We start from the raw sequence: 15,402 nt of genomic DNA, 5'->3' as shown, positions 1-15,402 counted from the left end.
CCCGAATAGACGCGCACAAAGGTCAGCTGGCCGACATAGGGGTCGGTCATCAGCTTGAAGGCCAGGGCGGCGAACTTGGCGTCATCGGAGGCCTTGCGCGTCGTCGGCTGGTCATCCTCGTCCGTGCCGGGCACGGGAGGAACGTCCACCGGCGAGGGCATGAAGTCGATCACGCCGTCCAGCATGCGCTGCACGCCCTTGTTCTTGAAGGCGGTACCGCAGAACATCGGCTGGATTTCAGCGGCGATGGTGCGGGTGCGGATACCCAGGATGATCTCGGCCTCGCTCAGCTCGCCGGACTCCAGGTACTTGTTCATCATCTCTTCGCTGGACTCGGCCGCGGCCTCGACCAGGTTGTCGCGCCATTTCTGGGCGTCGGCCATCATCTCGGCAGGAATGTCGCGATAGTCGAACTTCATGCCCTGAGACGCTTCGTCCCAGTAGATCGCCTTCATCTTGATCAGGTCGATCACACCCTTGAAGTTTTCCTCGGCACCGATGGGCAGCACCACCGGCACGGGGTTGGCCTTCAGGCGCAGCTTCATCTGGTCGACGACCTTGTAGAAGTTCGCGCCGGTGCGATCCATCTTGTTGACGAAGGCCAGGCGGGGCACCTTGTACTTGTTGGCCTGACGCCAGACGGTCTCGGACTGGGGCTGCACGCCACCCACGGCGCAGTAGACCATGCAGGCGCCGTCCAGCACGCGCATCGAACGCTCCACCTCAATCGTGAAGTCCACGTGTCCGGGGGTGTCGATGATGTTGATGCGGTGCTCGGGGAAGGACATGTCCATGCCCTTCCAGAAGCAGGTCGTCGCGGCCGACGTGATCGTGATGCCGCGTTCCTGCTCCTGCTCCATCCAGTCCATCGTGGCGGCGCCGTCATGCACCTCACCGATCTTGTGGTTCACACCGGTGTAGAACAGGATGCGCTCGGTCGTGGTGGTCTTGCCGGCATCGATGTGCGCGGAGATACCGATATTGCGGTAGCGCTCGATGGGGGTCTTGCGGGACATGGTGTCACTCCAAATGCATTGAGCCGCCAGCGGGTCGGTAGAAACCCGCGGCGGCTGGGACAAGGTGGTTTAGAAGCGGAAGTGCGAGAAGGCCTTGTTGGCCTCGGCCATGCGGTGCACTTCGTCGCGCTTCTTCATCGCGCCGCCGCGGCCCTCGGAGGCCTCCAGCAGCTCGTTGGCCAGACGCTGGGCCATCGACTTCTCACCACGCTTGCGGGCCGATTCCTTCAACCAACGCATGGCCAGAGCCATCCGGCGGACGGGACGAACTTCCACGGGAACTTGGTAGTTCGCACCGCCGACACGGCGGGACTTCACTTCGACCATGGGCTTCACGTTGTTCAGGGCGATCATGAACACTTCCAGCGGGTCCTTGCCGACCTTCTTCTCGACCTGCTCGAGGGCACCGTAGATGATGCGCTCGGCAACGGCCTTCTTGCCCGATTCCATGATGACGTTCATGAACTTGGACAGATCAACGGAACCGAACTTCGGATCCGGCAGGATCTCGCGCTTGGGTACTTCGCGACGACGTGGCATGGGAATCTTCCTCTTGCTTCAGTTGGCTGTGGAGCCTTGGACGACCACCAACATCAGGGGCCATCCACTTACTCGGCCGCTGCGCTCACGATGGAGTCGCACGAACCGCAAAATAATCCGGCGACAGCGGAGCTGCACGCCATGACAGACGATGGATTTACTTCTTCGGACGCTTGGCACCGTACTTGGAACGCGACTGCTTGCGGTCTTTCACGCCCTGCAGATCCAGCGAACCGCGCACGATGTGGTAACGCACACCCGGCAGATCCTTGACACGACCGCCGCGCACCAGCACGACGCTGTGCTCTTGCAGGTTGTGGCCTTCACCGCCGATGTACGAGATGACCTCGAACCCGTTGGTCAGACGCACCTTGGCAACCTTACGCAGAGCCGAGTTCGGCTTCTTCGGGGTCGTGGTGTAGACGCGGGTGCAGACGCCGCGGCGCTGCGGGCAATTCTGCATTGCCGGCGACTTGGATTTCGTGACCTCGGCCTCACGGCCTTGGCGCACGAGCTGATTGATAGTTGGCATAAGTAACTTGTTCCCGTTTGAAGTCACAGATCTCCCCGCAGCCAGCGGCCAGGGTGGCCCAAAGCATCCGGCGCGCACGATTGATTTCTGGAAACGAGTAAACGCACCACGCTGGCGCGCAGTGCGTTCCTCATTCCCTATCAGTCCATCAGTGGCGGCCGCAGACGCAGCTAGTCCTGCTAGAGAGCCCGCGATTGTAGCCCAGCTCCCCAAATACGCACAAGTCCGCCCTGCTTCGGCTATGCTGCCGGCCCCGCCACCCGCCCCAGCCTATCGATGAGCGACCCGCAAACCCGGCCCCTGGTGGTGCTGGACACTCAGGTAGTGATGGACTGGCTGGTGTTCTCGGAGCCCGGTGTGCAGCCGCTGGTCGATGCCCTGGAAGCCGGGCGGCTGTGCTGGATCGGCGCGCCGCGCATGCTGGACGAGTTGCGCCATGTGCTGGCCCGCGGTGTCGCTGCCGAGCGCCGGCCCGACATGGCCCGGATCGAGGCCGCTTTCGCACGCCTGTGCCGGATGCAGGAGCAGCCTCCGCCACCAGCGGTACGCCTGATCTGCCGCGACCCGGACGACCAGATCTTCATCGATCTGGCCCTGGCCGCCGGCGCCCGCTGGCTGATCTCGCGCGACCGCGCGGTGCTGGCCCTGGCCAAGCGAGCTCGCAAGCTGGGTCTGGAGATCCTGGGCCCGGCGGCCTGGATCAAGCAGCCACCACCACCCGACGCCACATGAAAAGGAAAAGGGCCGCCCGAAGGCGGCCCTTTTAGCAGGAACCAAGCCGGGAGGCGACAGCCGATTACTCGGCCGAGCCTTCGGCCGGCGCATCGACGCTGGCCATCTGTGCGGCAGCCAGCTCCTCGGCCTCCTGCATCGCGATGGCGCGGCGCTCGGCCTCGTCCATGCTTTCCTTGGCACGACGGGCGTCGTGGAAGGCCATGCCGGTACCGGCCGGGATCAGTCGGCCGACGATCACGTTCTCCTTCAGACCACGCAGCTCATCGCGCTTGCCCATGATGGCAGCCTCGGTCAGCACGCGGGTGGTTTCCTGGAAGGAAGCCGCGGAGATGAAGGAGTCGGTCGACAGCGAAGCCTTGGTGATACCCAGCAGCACGTCCGCATGGGTGGCAATCATCTTGCCCTCCTTGCGCATGCGGTCATTGGTATCCAGCAGCTCCGAGCGCTCGACCTGCTCATTCAGGATGTAGTGCGTGTCGCCGGGGTTGGTGATCTGCACGCGGCGCAGCATCTGGCGAACGATCACCTCGATGTGCTTGTCGTTGATCTTCACGCCCTGCAGACGGTACACGTCCTGCACTTCGTCGACGATGTAGCGCGCCAGTTCCTCGATGCCCAGCAGACGCAGGATGTCCTGCGGATCGGCCGCGCCGTCGACGATCAGCTCGCCGCGGTTCACCACCTGGCCTTCGTGCACCAGGATGTTCTTCTCCTTGGGCACCAGCACTTCGTGCTTCTTGCCGTCCGGATCGGTGATCTCCAGGCGCACCTTGCCCTTGGTCTCCTTGCCGAAGGACACGGTACCGGTCTGCTCGGCCAGCACGCCCACATCCTTGGGCGAACGGGCTTCGAACAGCTCAGCCACGCGCGGCAGACCGCCGGTAATGTCGCGGGTCTTCTGGCCTTCCACCGGGATACGCGCCAGCACCTCGCCGGGGGCCAGATCCTGGCCGTCGCGCACCTGGATCAGCGCACCGACCTGGAAGCCGATCGTCACCGAATGGTCGGTGCCGGGGATCTTCACCTCGTTGCCGTTGGCGTCCAGCAGCTTGACCTGCGGGCGCACCACCTTGGCGGCGCCGCGGCGCTTCGGATCGATCACGACCAGAGTCGACAGACCGGTGACCTCGTCCACCTGCTTGGCGACGGTGACGCCTTCCTCGACATTCTCGAACTTCGCCTGGCCGGCGAACTCGGTGATGATCGGGCGGGTCAGCGGATCCCAGTTCGCCAAGATCAGGCCAGCCTTGATGGTCTGGTCGGCCTTGATGTTCAGGATCGCGCCATACGGCACCTTGTGACGCTCGCGCTCGCGGCCATGCGGGTCGGCGATGATGATTTCGCCGGAACGCGAAATCACCACCAGCTCACCCTTGCCGTTCGTGACGTAGCGCATCGTGGCATTGAAGCCGATGATGCCGTCCGACTTGGCTTCGACGCTGGAAGCCACCGCAGCACGCGAGGCCGCACCACCGATGTGGAAGGTACGCATCGTCAGCTGCGTGCCCGGCTCACCGATCGACTGCGCGGCGATCACGCCCACGGCCTCACCGGTGTTGACCAGGCCGCCACGACCCAGATCGCGGCCGTAGCACTTGGCGCAGAGACCGAAGCGGGTGGCGCAGGTCAGCGGAGTGCGGACCTTGATCTCGTCGACGCCGGCCTGCTCCAGCACGTCCAGGATGTCCTCGTCCAGCATATTGCCGGCCGACATCAGCAGACCCTGAGTCTCGGGGTGCAGCACATCGATGGCCGCTACACGACCCAGCACACGGTCGCGCAGCGATTCGATGACCTCACCGCCTTCGACCAGGGCACGCATGTTCATGCCGTTGTCGGTACCGCAATCCACTTCGGTGACAACCAGATCCTGGGTCACGTCGACCAGACGACGGGTCAGGTAGCCGGAGTTCGCGGTCTTCAGCGCCGTATCCGCCAGGCCCTTACGAGCACCGTGGGTGGAGATGAAGTACTGCAGAACGTTCAGACCTTCACGGAAGTTCGCCGTGATGGGCGTCTCGATGATCGAGCCGTCCGGCTTGGCCATCAGGCCCCGCATGCCAGCCAGCTGACGGATCTGGGCCGCGCTACCGCGGGCACCGGAGTCGGCCATCATGTAGATGGAGTTGAAGGACTCCTGATCCACTTCCTTGCCGTTGCGGTCCAGGGTCTTCTGCTTGGAGAGCTGGGTCATCATGACCTTGCCCACCTCGTCACCGGTCTTGCCCCAGATGTCGACGACCTTGTTGTAGCGCTCGCCGGCGGTCACCAGGCCCGAGACATACTGCTGCTCGATCTCCTTGACTTCCTTCTCGGCACGCTCGATCAGCTCGTGCTTCTGCTTGGGCACCAGCATGTCGTCCACCGCGATGGAGATGCCGGCGCGCGTGGCGAGCTTGAAACCGCTTTGCAGCAGCTTGTCGGCCAGCACCACGGTCTCCTTCAGACCGCATTTGCGGAAGGACGTGTTGATCAGGCGCGAGATTTCCTTCTTCTTCAGCGCCTTGTTGATGTTCGAGAACGGCAGGCCCTTGGGCAGGATCTCGCTCAGCAGGGCGCGGCCGACGGTCGTGTCCACCAACTTGGTCTCGGGGATCCACTCGCCGGATTCCTTGTCCTTGGTGTACTCGGTCAGGCGCACGCTGATCTTGGCGGTGATTTCCACGGCGCCGTTCTCCAGCGCGCGGATGATCTCGCTCACGTCGGTGAACACCAGGCCTTCGCCCTTGCCGTTGATGCGCTCGCGGGTGGCGTAGTACAGACCCAGCACCACGTCCTGCGACGGCACGATCGAAGGTTCGCCGGAAGCCGGGAACAGCACGTTGTTGGAGGCCAGCATCAGGGTGCGGGCTTCCATCTGCGCTTCGATCGACAGCGGCACGTGAACGGCCATCTGGTCACCGTCGAAGTCGGCGTTGAAGGCGGCGCAGACCAGCGGGTGCAGCTGGATGGCCTTGCCTTCGATCAGCACGGGCTCGAAGGCCTGGATGCCCAGACGGTGCAAGGTCGGCGCGCGGTTCAGCAGCACCGGATGCTCCTTGATGACCTCTTCCAGGATGTCCCAGACCACCGGCGTGCCGGATTCGACTTCCTTCTTCGCGGCCTTGATCGTGGTGGCGATGCCCATCGCCTCCAGACGCGAGAAGATGAAGGGCTTGAACAGCTCCAGCGCCATCAACTTGGGCAGACCGCATTGATGCAGCTTGAGCGTCGGACCCACCACGATGACCGAACGGCCCGAGTAGTCGACGCGCTTGCCCAGCAAGTTCTGACGGAAACGACCGCTCTTGCCCTTGATCATGTCGGCCAGCGACTTGAGGGCACGCTTGTTCGCGCCGGTCATGGCCTTGCCGCGACGACCGTTGTCCAGCAGCGAATCGACGGCTTCCTGCAGCATGCGCTTTTCGTTGCGCACGATGATCTCGGGAGCCTTCAGCTCCAGCAGGCGAGCCAGACGGTTGTTGCGGTTGATGACGCGGCGATACAGATCGTTCAGATCCGAGGTCGCGAAGCGACCGCCGTCCAGCGGCACCAGCGGACGCAGGTCCGGCGGCAGCACCGGCAGCACTTCCATCACCATCCAGTTCGGCTTGATGCCGGACTTCTTGAAGGCCTCCATGACCTTCAGGCGCTTGGAGTTCTTCTTGACCTTCAGCTCCGAGCCGGTCATGTCGTTGCGCAGGCGATCGATCTCGATGTCGAGATCCATCTCCTCCAGCAGCTTCTTGATGCCCTCGGCGCCCATCAGGGCGATGAACTCGTCGCCGAACTCCGCGCGCTTCGCGTCGTAGTCGTCCTCGCTCATGATCGAGAACTTCTTCAGCGGGGTCATGCCGGGATCGACCACCACATAGGCTTCGAAATACAGCACGCGCTCGATGTCGCGCAAGGTCATGTCGAGCACCAGGCCCAGACGCGACGGCAGCGACTTCAGGAACCAGATGTGGGCGCAGGGTGCGGCCAGGTCGATATGGCCCATGCGCTCGCGACGCACCTTGGTCTGGGTGACTTCAACGCCGCACTTCTCGCAGATCACGCCGCGGTGCTTCAGGCGCTTGTACTTGCCGCACAGGCACTCGTAGTCCTTGATCGGGCCGAAGATCTTGGCGCAGAACAGGCCATCGCGCTCGGGCTTGAAGGTCCGGTAGTTGATGGTCTCGGGCTTCTTCACCTCGCCGAAGGACCACGAACGGATCTTCTCGGGCGAGGCCAGCCCGATCTTGATCGCGTCGAAGTGCTCGTCCGGCGTGAACTGCTTGAACAGGTCCAGCAAACCTTTCATGTGTCTCTCCTGTTCCTATGCTTAGTTGCGCTCGAGCTCGATGTCGATACCGAGCGAACGGATTTCCTTCACCAGCACGTTGAACGACTCCGGCATGCCGGCCTCGATCGCGTGCTCGCCCTTGACGATGCTCTCGTAGACCTTGGTACGGCCGTTCACGTCGTCGGACTTCACGGTCAGCATTTCCTGCAGGATGTAGGAGGCGCCATAGGCTTCCAGCGCCCACACTTCCATCTCACCGAAACGCTGGCCGCCGAACTGCGCCTTACCACCCAGCGGCTGCTGCGTGACGAGCGAGTACGGGCCGGTCGAACGGGCGTGCATCTTGTCGTCCACCAGGTGGTGCAGCTTCAGCACGTGCATGTAGCCGACGGTGGTCGGGCGCTCGAACTGCTCGCCGGTGCGGCCGTCGTACAGATAGGCCTGGGTGCGCGTCGGGGTCAGGCCCTTCTTCGCGGCGATGTCGTCCGGGTAAGCCAGCTTCAGCATGGCGCGGATTTCTTCTTCCTTGGCGCCATCGAACACCGGGGTCGCGAACGGCACACCCTTGGAGAGGTTGTGCGCCATCTCGACGACTTCGTCGTCGCTCAGCTCGTCCAGGTTCTCGCTCTTGCCGCCGCTCTGGTTGTAGAGCTCGTCGAAGAACTTGCGCAGTTCGGCCACCTTGGCCTGCTGCTGCAGCATGTCGCCGATGCGCTGACCGATGCCCTTGCCGGCCCAGCCCAGATGCACTTCCAGCACCTGACCCACGTTCATGCGCGAAGGCACGCCCAGCGGGTTCAGCACGATGTCGGCGGGCGTGCCGTCGGCCATATAGGGCATGTCTTCGATCGGGGTGATCTTGGACACGACGCCCTTGTTGCCGTGGCGGCCGGCCATCTTGTCGCCGGGCTGCAGGCGGCGCTTGACGGCCAGGTAGACCTTGACCATCTTCAGCACGCCGGCCGGCAGCTCGTCGCCCTGCGTCAGCTTCTTGCGCTTCTCTTCGAAGGCCAGATCGAACGAATGGCGGGTCTGCTCCAGCGAGTTCTTGATCGATTCCAGCTGGTTGGCGACGTCGTCCTCGGCGGGACGGATGTCGAACCAGTGGAACTTCTCGACGCCGGCCAGATAGGCCTTGTCGATGACCGTGCCCTTGGCGATCTTCTGCGGGCCGCCGTTGGCGACCTTGCCCACCAGCAGCTTCTCGATACGGTCGAAGGCATCGCTCTCGACGATGCGCAGCTGGTCGTTCAGGTCCAGGCGGAAGCGCTTCAGCTCGTCGTCGATGATCTGCTGGGCGCGCTTGTCGCGCTGGATGCCTTCGCGGGTGAAGACCTGCACGTCGATCACGGTACCGTTGGTGCCCTGGTCCACGCGCAGCGAGGTGTCCTTCACGTCCGAAGCCTTCTCGCCGAAGATGGCGCGCAGCAGCTTCTCTTCCGGCGTCAGCGTGGTCTCGCCCTTCGGCGTGACCTTGCCGACCAGCACGTCGCCGGGGTTCACCTCGGCGCCGACGTAGACGATGCCCGATTCATCCAGACGCGAGAGTTGCTGCTCGCTCAGGTTCGGGATGTCGCGGGTGATTTCCTCGGAGCCCAGCTTGGTATCGCGGGCCATCACGACGAGCTCTTCGATATGGATCGAGGTGTAGCGGTCTTCGGCCACCACACGCTCGCTGATCAGGATCGAATCCTCGAAGTTGTAGCCGTTCCAGGGCATGAAGGCCACCAGCATGTTCTGGCCCAGGGCCAGTTCGCCGATGTCCGTCGAGGCGCCGTCGGCGATGATGTCCTCGGCCGCCACCTTGTCCCCGCGGCGCACGATCGGGCGCTGGTGGATGTTGGTGTTCTGGTTGCTGCGCTGATACTTGATCAGGTTGTAGATGTCCACGCCGACTTCGCCGGCCACGGTCTCGTTGTCGTTCACGCGGATCACGATGCGGTTCGTGTCCACGTAGTCGACCACGCCGCCGCGGCGCGCCGCCACCACGGTGCCCGAGTCCTTGGCCGCGACGCGCTCGACGCCGGTACCGACCATGGCCTTCTCGGGACGCAGCGTCGGCACGGCCTGACGCTGCATGTTGGCGCCCATCAGCGCGCGGTTCGCATCGTCGTGCTCCAGGAAGGGCACCAGCGAGGCCGCCACCGACACGATCTGTGTCGGCGCCACGTCCATGTACTGGATGCGCTCGGGCGAGGTCAGCACCGATTCGCCGTTTTCACGGGCCGACACCAGTTCATCAACCAACTGGCCCTGCTCGTTCAGCGAGGCATTGGCCTGGGCGATGACGTACTTGCCTTCCTCGATGGCCGACAGATAGTCGATCTGCGAAGTCACCTTGCCGTCGACGACGCGGCGGTAAGGCGTTTCCAGGAAACCGTACTCGTTGAGCTGCGCGAACAGTGCCAGCGAGTTGATCAGACCGATGTTCGGGCCTTCCGGCGTTTCGATCGGGCAGACGCGGCCATAGTGGGTCGGGTGCACGTCGCGGACTTCGAAGCCGGCGCGCTCGCGGGTCAGACCGCCCGGGCCCAGGGCCGAGACGCGACGCTTGTGCGTGATCTCGGACAGCGGGTTGGTCTGGTCCATGAACTGCGACAGCTGCGACGCACCGAAGAACTCCTTCAGCGCCGCGGAAATCGGCTTGGAGTTGATCAGGTCGTGCGGCATCAGGGCCTCGGTCTCGGCCTGACCCAGACGCTCCTTGACGGCCTTTTCGATACGCGCCAGGCCCGAACGGTACTGGTTCTCGGCCAGTTCGCCGACGCAACGCACGCGACGGTTGCCCAGGTGGTCGATGTCATCGACCTCGCCGCGGCCATTGCGCAGTTCGACCAGGATCTTGACGACGTCGAGGATGTCCTCGTTCGACAGATTCATCGCGCCTTCGGGCGTGTCGCGGCCCACGCGGGCGTTGAACTTCATGCGGCCGACGCGCGACAGATCGTAGGTGTCGGTGCTGTAGAACAGACGGTTGAACAGCGCTTCCACCGCGTCTTCCGTCGGCGGCTCGCCGGGGCGCATCATGCGATAGATCGCGACGCGTGCGGCCAGTTGGTCGGCGGTTTCGTCCGAGGCCAGGGTCTGGCTGATGTAGGCGCCTTCATCCAGCTCATTGGTGAACAGGACCTGGATGTCCTTGATGCCGGCCTGGCGCAGCTTCTTCAGCAACGCGTCGGTCAGCTCGTCGTTCGCCTTAGCAATGATCTCGCCGGTGTCTCCGTCGACCATGTTCTTGGCCAGCACGCGGCCGACCAGGTAGTCCTCGGGCACGGTTACATGCTGGGTGCCGGACTGCTCCAGCTGGCGCACGTGGCGGGCGGTGATGCGCTTGTCCTTCTCGACGATGACATTGCCGCTCTTGTCGGTGATGTCGAAGCGCGCGACCTCGCCCTTCAGGCGGTCGGCCACGAACTCCATCTGGGCACCGGAGTCCATCAGACGGAAGTTGTCGAACACGAAGAAGTGGGCCAGGATCTGCTCGGGGTTCAGGCCGATGGCCTTGAGCAGGATCGTGACCGGCATCTTGCGGCGACGGTCGACGCGGAAGAACAGGATGTCCTTCGGGTCGAACTCGAAGTCCAGCCAGGAGCCGCGGTAGGGGATGATGCGGGCCGAGAACAGCAGCTTGCCGGACGAGTGGGTCTTGCCCTTGTCGTGCTCGAAGAACACGCCGGGCGAGCGGTGCAGCTGCGAGACGATGACGCGCTCGGTGCCGTTGACGATGAAGGAGCCATAGTCGGTCATCAGGGGCACTTCGCCCATGTAGACCTCTTGCTCCTTGATTTCCTTGACCGTCTTGGCCTGCGGGCTCTCACGGTCGTAGATGATCATCTGCAGGCGCGCGCGCACGGCGGCTGCATAGGTCAGGCCACGCTGCTGGCACTCGCGGGTGTCGAACGGCGGCTTGGCGATGTTGAATTCGAGGAACTTCATCTCCACGAACCCGTTGTGCGACACGATCGGGAAGGCGGAAAGGAAGGCAGCCTGCAGGCCTTCGGGCTTGCGCTTGGCTGGGGGGACGTCTTTTTGCAGGAAGGCGACGTACGAGTCCTTCTGCATGGTCAGCAAATAGGGAACGTTGAGAACGCTCTCGCGCTTGCCGAAGCTCTTGCGGATACGCTTGCGCTCGGTATAGCTATAGGGGGTTGTTTGCGCCATAAACACTCCGTGTCGAGAGCCCATCCCTGGCCGTGGAACGGGCTTCGTCGGCGACTGGCTTTTCGAGTATTGCGCTCGAAGCTTGGTGGTTGGCCACTACCAACCGCTGGCGGACAACCCTGGCATTGCACCAAGGCCCGACCAAACCGGCTCTCTGCAGTCGGATCAGAGAACACTTGAAAGAACCGCGCATCATACCGCGAGCACGGCTCTTTCAGCTGCCCTCAATGGGACTAACCCTAGACGACGAAAGGGGAGGCCCCGAGGACCACCCCTTTCTCGCTGTCGAACCGGGCAGCAAGCCGCCCGGCCCGGACCTCGGTCTTACTTGAGTTCGACCTTGGCGCCGGCTTCTTCCAGCTTCTTCTTGGCGGCTTCGGCGTCGGCCTTGGCAATGCCTTCCTTGACGGGCTTCGGAGCGCCGTCCACCAGGTCCTTGGCTTCCTTCAGGCCCAGGCCGGTGATTTCGCGCACGGCCTTGATGACCGAGACCTTGTTGGCGCCGGCTTCGGTCAGCACCACGGTGAACTCGGTCTTCTCTTCGACAGCAGCGGCACCACCGCCGGCAGCACCGCCAGCAGCGGGAGCAGCCATCGAAGCGGCGGACACGCCGAACTTCTCTTCAATTGCCTTGACCAGGTCGTTCAGTTCCAGAACGGTCATGCTGTCCAGGGCAGCCAGGAAAGCGTCTTTATCGAATGCCATGATAGTTTCCTAAATACAGATTGATTGCTTGCGCGCTTAGCGCGTCGATCAGGCCGCAGCCGGGGCTTCGGCAGCGGCTTCCGAAGAAGCGGCGCCTTCGCCACGCTTTGCGGCCAGGGCTGCCAGCACGGCCGCGGTGCGCTGCACCGGCGACTTGAGCAGGCCGGCGACTTGCGACAGCAGCACTTCCTTGCTCGGGACGGCCGCCAGCGCCTTCACGCCGTTGACGTCCAGAGCCTTGCCGCCGTAGGCACCACCCTTGATGACGAGCTTGTCGTTGCCCTTGGCAAAGTCGGCGATGACTTTGGCCGCGGCGACAGCGTCTTCCGAAAAGCCGTAGATCAGCGGGCCGACCATGCTCTCCGAGGCAGCCTCGAACGGGGTGCCGGCGACAGCACGACGCGCCAGGGTGTTCTTCAGCACGTGAAGATACACACCCTGGGCACGCGCGATGACGCGCAGCTTGTTCAAGGCTTCCACGGTGAGGCCACGGTACTCGGCCAGCGCCAGCGTCTGGGCCTTGGCAGCTTGCGCTGCCACGTCCGACACGACGGCTGCTTTCTCGTTGCGATTGAGACTCAAGGTCTACTCCTCACATTACGCCCCTCGAGCCTCGCGACCCTCGGAGCACCGGGATTTAGCGACCTTCTGTCAGGAAACCACCTCGATTGCTCGAGGCATCAATCCTTTCAGCGGGACCGCCATCTGCGCTGGCCGGAAATCGAGATCCCCGATTAAGCGTCGCCTTCCGATACTGCAAAGGCTCCGCACCAGCGGTCTTGGATGGCCTGAGCCGGTTGCCCGGCTCAGCCCACCAATTCATCAGCGCGACGCCAGACTAGCGCCACACCTCGTCTGAGTTCGCTCAGGCCGTGGCCGCGGCGTTGATCGTCGCGATTTCCACGCGGGCGCCGACGCCCATCGTGGAGGACACCGCCACCTTGCGCAGGTAGATGCCCTTGCTCGACGCCGGCTTGGCCTTGTTCAGGGCCTCGATCAGCGCGCGCAGATTGCCTTCCAGCTTGTCGGTGTCGAACGAGCGACGGCCGATCGTGCCGTGGATGATGCCGGCCTTGTCGACGCGGAACTGGACCTGGCCAGCCTTGGCGTTCTTGACGGCGGTGGCGACGTCCGGGGTCACGGTGCCAACCTTGGGGTTAGGCATCAGGCCGCGCGGACCCAGGATCTGACCCAGGGTACCGACGATGCGCATCGTGTCCGGCGAGGCGATCACCACGTCGAAGGGCATGTCACCAGCCTTGACGCGCTCGGCCAGGTCTTCCATGCCGACCACGTCGGCGCCGGCGGCCTTGGCTTCCTCGGCCTTGGCGCCCTGGGCGAACACGGCCACGCGCTTGGTCTTGCCGGTGCCGTTAGGCAGCACGACGGCGCCACGCACCACTTGGTCCGACTTCTTGGCGTCGATACCCAGTTGCACGGCCACGTCGATCGACTCATCGAACTTGGCGGTGGCCAGGCTCTTGATCAGATTCAGCGCGTCGCCCAGCGGGTACAGCTTGGTGGACTCGACCTTGCCCTGCAGGGCTTTTTGCTTCTTCGTCAGCTTGGCCATGTCACACGCCCTCCACGATGATGCCCATCGAACGGGCGGAACCGGCGATGGTGCGAACGGCGGCATCCATGTCGGCGGCCGTCAGATCCTTCTGCTTGGTCTTGGCGATCTCTTCCAGCTGGGCGCGGGTCAGCTTGCCGACCTTGTCCAGATGCGGGCGCTGCGAGCCCTTCTCGATCTTGGCAGCCTTCTTCAGCAGCACGGTCGCCGGGGGCGACTTGATGATGAAGGTGAAGCTCTTGTCCGCGAAGGCGGTGATCACCACCGGCAGCTTCAGACCCGGCTCATAGCTCTGCGTCTGGGCGTTGAAGGCCTTGCAGAATTCCATGATGTTCAGGCCGCGCTGACCCAGCGCGGGACCGACCGGCGGCGAAGGATTTGCCTTGCCAGCCGGAATTTGCAGCTTGATAAAGCCGACAATCTTCTTGGCCATGTTTTCTCCTAGAAGCACCACGACGGCCACGCCGCAATGCCTGAGTGCTAGCGCGAAGGACTAGGGCTTGCGCCTTACCTTCACTCCTCTTGTCCGCCTCTCGTTGCAGACTGACTACGAGCGGTATCGATGGCCGAAGCCTCCGGGCACCGCCAAGCCCGAATCTTGTCGATCAGACCTTCTCGACCTGTGCGAAATCCAGTTCCACCGGCGTTGCGCGACCGAAGATCGTGACCGAGACGCGCACCTTGGACTTGTCGTAGTTGACCTCCTCGACCGCACCGTTGAAGTCGGTGAACGGGCCTTCCTTGACGCGCACGATCTCGCCCACCGTCCACTCGACCTTGGGCCGGGGCTTCTCGATGCCTTCCTGCATCTGGTTGACGATCTTCATCACCTCGGCCTCCGAGATCGGGGCCGGTCGGTTCTTCGCGCCGCCGACGAAGCCGGTCACCTTGGAGGTGTGCTTGACCAGGTGCCAGGATTCGTCGTCCATCGCCATCTCCACCAGCACATAGCCGGGAAAGAAGCGGCGTTCGGTCACGGCCTTCTTGCCGTTCTTCAGCTCGACCACCTCTTCGGTCGGCACCAGGATGCGACCGAACTTGTCCTGCATGCCGGCGCGATCGATGCGTTCGCGCAGATTGCGCTCGACGGCCTTCTCCATGCCCGAATAGGCATGCACCACATACCAGCGCTTGGGCAGGCCCGCCGGGGCAACGCTTTCGACGACGTTCTGTTCTTCGCTCATGTCTTCCTCTTCAGCGCTTCCAGCCCAGGACCAGGTCGTACAGCACCCATTCCAGCGTCTTGTCGGTCAGCCACAGGAACAACGCCATCACGACGACAAAGGCGAACACGTACAGGGTCATCTGGCGCGCCTCCTTGTGCGTCGGCCAGACCACCTTGCGGACTTCCTTGATCGAGTCCTGACCGTAAGCGATCAGCGACTTGCCCGACTCCGACGTGAAGAAGGTGCCCGTCGCCGCCGCCAGCAGCACCAGCAGCGCCGCCCACTGGGCGATCGCACCCTGCTTGGACAGTGCGTAGAAAGCCACCAGGGCGCCGATCAGCAGGATGGCGGCGCCAGCCAGCTTGACCTTGTCGGCGCCGGTCGTGACCGTTTCGACTTGAGGATTGGACATTGATGCTTCTCTTGAACCTGCCGAGCGGCCCCTCACAAGAAAGACCCATCAGCAGCAAAGCCCGCCGAGATCAACTCCCGCGGGCTGCTGTTTGACCACTGGAACCGGCGATTATCGCTGAGGACTTTCGCTGGCAGGGGCAGAGGGTCTCGAACCCCCAACCTTCGGTTTTGGAGACCGACGCTCTGCCAATTGAGCTATGCCCCTGTGGCCTTCTTAAAACTTAGGCGATGATGGTCGCGACGACGCCGGAGCCGACGGTACGGCCACCTTCACGGATGGCGAAGCGCAGGCCTTC

At 63.4% G+C, this 15,402-nt stretch carries 13 protein-coding genes and 1 tRNA gene; 1 reads left to right on the top strand and 13 read right to left on the bottom strand.

The genetic code is table 11. The annotated features are described in order from the left end of the window. The 3 genes from AC07OQ_RS23995 to rpsL form a co-directional block, all read right to left on the bottom strand. A partial coding sequence (locus tag AC07OQ_RS23995) for an elongation factor G (protein WP_495055662.1) occupies window positions 1-1,016 on the bottom strand: 1,016 nt, incomplete at its 3' end. A gap of 69 nt (window positions 1,017-1,085) precedes the next feature. Further along, window positions 1,086-1,556 (bottom strand): 30S ribosomal protein S7, encoded by a 471-nt coding sequence (gene rpsG, locus AC07OQ_RS23990; RefSeq protein WP_495055661.1) that lies wholly within the window; start codon window positions 1,554-1,556, stop codon window positions 1,086-1,088. Window positions 1,557-1,713: 157 nt separating this feature from the next. Further along, window positions 1,714-2,088, bottom strand: coding sequence for a 30S ribosomal protein S12 (rpsL, locus tag AC07OQ_RS23985; RefSeq protein ID WP_199596310.1), 375 nt, complete (start codon window positions 2,086-2,088; stop codon window positions 1,714-1,716). Window positions 2,089-2,364: 276 nt separating this feature from the next. Here rpsL and AC07OQ_RS23980 point away from each other — a divergent pair, with 276 nt between their 5' ends. Beyond that, window positions 2,365-2,820: a putative toxin-antitoxin system toxin component, PIN family gene (locus AC07OQ_RS23980; RefSeq protein WP_495055660.1), complete on the top strand. Its 456-nt coding sequence runs from the start codon at window positions 2,365-2,367 to the stop codon at window positions 2,818-2,820. A gap of 64 nt (window positions 2,821-2,884) precedes the next feature. Here the strand turns inward: AC07OQ_RS23980 and rpoC are convergent, their stop codons facing one another. The 10 genes from rpoC to AC07OQ_RS23930 form a co-directional block, all read right to left on the bottom strand. Continuing rightward, a complete protein-coding gene (gene rpoC / locus AC07OQ_RS23975) occupies window positions 2,885-7,105 on the bottom strand; it encodes a DNA-directed RNA polymerase subunit beta' (RefSeq protein WP_495055659.1) in 4,221 nt (1,406 codons plus the stop codon). Between the two features lie 21 nt (window positions 7,106-7,126). Continuing rightward, the gene (gene rpoB / locus AC07OQ_RS23970; RefSeq protein WP_495055658.1) at window positions 7,127-11,248 is read right to left on the bottom strand and encodes a DNA-directed RNA polymerase subunit beta; all 4,122 of its coding nucleotides are present in this window, start codon (window positions 11,246-11,248) and stop codon (window positions 7,127-7,129) included. A 324-nt stretch (window positions 11,249-11,572) separates the two neighbouring features. After that, the gene (gene rplL, locus AC07OQ_RS23965; RefSeq protein WP_495055657.1) at window positions 11,573-11,953 is read right to left on the bottom strand and encodes a 50S ribosomal protein L7/L12; all 381 of its coding nucleotides are present in this window, start codon (window positions 11,951-11,953) and stop codon (window positions 11,573-11,575) included. A gap of 48 nt (window positions 11,954-12,001) precedes the next feature. Continuing rightward, window positions 12,002-12,535 carry a 50S ribosomal protein L10 gene (rplJ, locus tag AC07OQ_RS23960; RefSeq protein WP_495055656.1) on the bottom strand — a complete coding sequence of 178 codons (534 nt, stop codon included), beginning with the start codon at window positions 12,533-12,535 and terminating at the stop codon, window positions 12,002-12,004. A gap of 283 nt (window positions 12,536-12,818) precedes the next feature. Beyond that, window positions 12,819-13,526, bottom strand: a complete 708-nt coding sequence (gene rplA, locus AC07OQ_RS23955; protein WP_495055655.1) for a 50S ribosomal protein L1 — start codon at window positions 13,524-13,526, stop codon at window positions 12,819-12,821. Between the two features lies 1 nt (window position 13,527). Next, window positions 13,528-13,959 carry a 50S ribosomal protein L11 gene (gene rplK, locus AC07OQ_RS23950; protein WP_183103976.1) on the bottom strand — a complete coding sequence of 144 codons (432 nt, stop codon included), beginning with the start codon at window positions 13,957-13,959 and terminating at the stop codon, window positions 13,528-13,530. 172 nt (window positions 13,960-14,131) lie between these two features. Next, window positions 14,132-14,710, bottom strand: a complete 579-nt coding sequence (gene nusG / locus AC07OQ_RS23945; protein ID WP_495055654.1) for a transcription termination/antitermination protein NusG — start codon at window positions 14,708-14,710, stop codon at window positions 14,132-14,134. Window positions 14,711-14,720: 10 nt separating this feature from the next. Beyond that, window positions 14,721-15,104, bottom strand: coding sequence for a preprotein translocase subunit SecE (gene secE / locus AC07OQ_RS23940; RefSeq protein WP_495055653.1), 384 nt, complete (start codon window positions 15,102-15,104; stop codon window positions 14,721-14,723). A 131-nt stretch (window positions 15,105-15,235) separates the two neighbouring features. Then, a tRNA-Trp gene (locus tag AC07OQ_RS23935) sits at window positions 15,236-15,311 on the bottom strand. Window positions 15,312-15,327: 16 nt separating this feature from the next. Beyond that, window positions 15,328-15,402, bottom strand: a 75-nt coding sequence (locus tag AC07OQ_RS23930) for an EF-Tu C-terminal domain-related protein (protein ID WP_495055166.1), incomplete at its 5' end; no start/stop codon positions are given.

Source organism: Roseateles sp. GW821-FHT09B06, assembly GCF_059418245.1.
The sequence above is the reverse complement of the archived record's forward strand: the minus strand, read 5'-3'. Positions and strand labels throughout refer to the sequence as shown.

Bases quoted from the DNA above. Each gene is read 5' to 3' on its own strand.
- secE (WP_495055653.1), bottom strand. From the start codon at position 15,104: ATGTCCAATCCTCAAGTCGAAACGGTCACGACCGGCGCCGACAAGGTC.
- rplK (WP_183103976.1), bottom strand. From the start codon at position 13,959: ATGGCCAAGAAGATTGTCGGCTTTATCAAGCTGCAAATTCCGGCTGGC.
- rplA (WP_495055655.1), bottom strand. From the start codon at position 13,526: ATGGCCAAGCTGACGAAGAAGCAAAAAGCCCTGCAGGGCAAGGTCGAG.
- rpoC (WP_495055659.1), bottom strand. From the start codon at position 7,105: ATGAAAGGTTTGCTGGACCTGTTCAAGCAGTTCACGCCGGACGAGCAC.
- rplL (WP_495055657.1), bottom strand. From the start codon at position 11,953: ATGGCATTCGATAAAGACGCTTTCCTGGCTGCCCTGGACAGCATGACC.
- rpoB (WP_495055658.1), bottom strand. From the start codon at position 11,248: ATGGCGCAAACAACCCCCTATAGCTATACCGAGCGCAAGCGTATCCGC.
- rpsG (WP_495055661.1), bottom strand. From the start codon at position 1,556: ATGCCACGTCGTCGCGAAGTACCCAAGCGCGAGATCCTGCCGGATCCG.
- nusG (WP_495055654.1), bottom strand. From the start codon at position 14,710: ATGAGCGAAGAACAGAACGTCGTCGAAAGCGTTGCCCCGGCGGGCCTG.
- rpsL (WP_199596310.1), bottom strand. From the start codon at position 2,088: ATGCCAACTATCAATCAGCTCGTGCGCCAAGGCCGTGAGGCCGAGGTC.
- AC07OQ_RS23980 (WP_495055660.1), top strand. From the start codon at position 2,365: ATGAGCGACCCGCAAACCCGGCCCCTGGTGGTGCTGGACACTCAGGTA.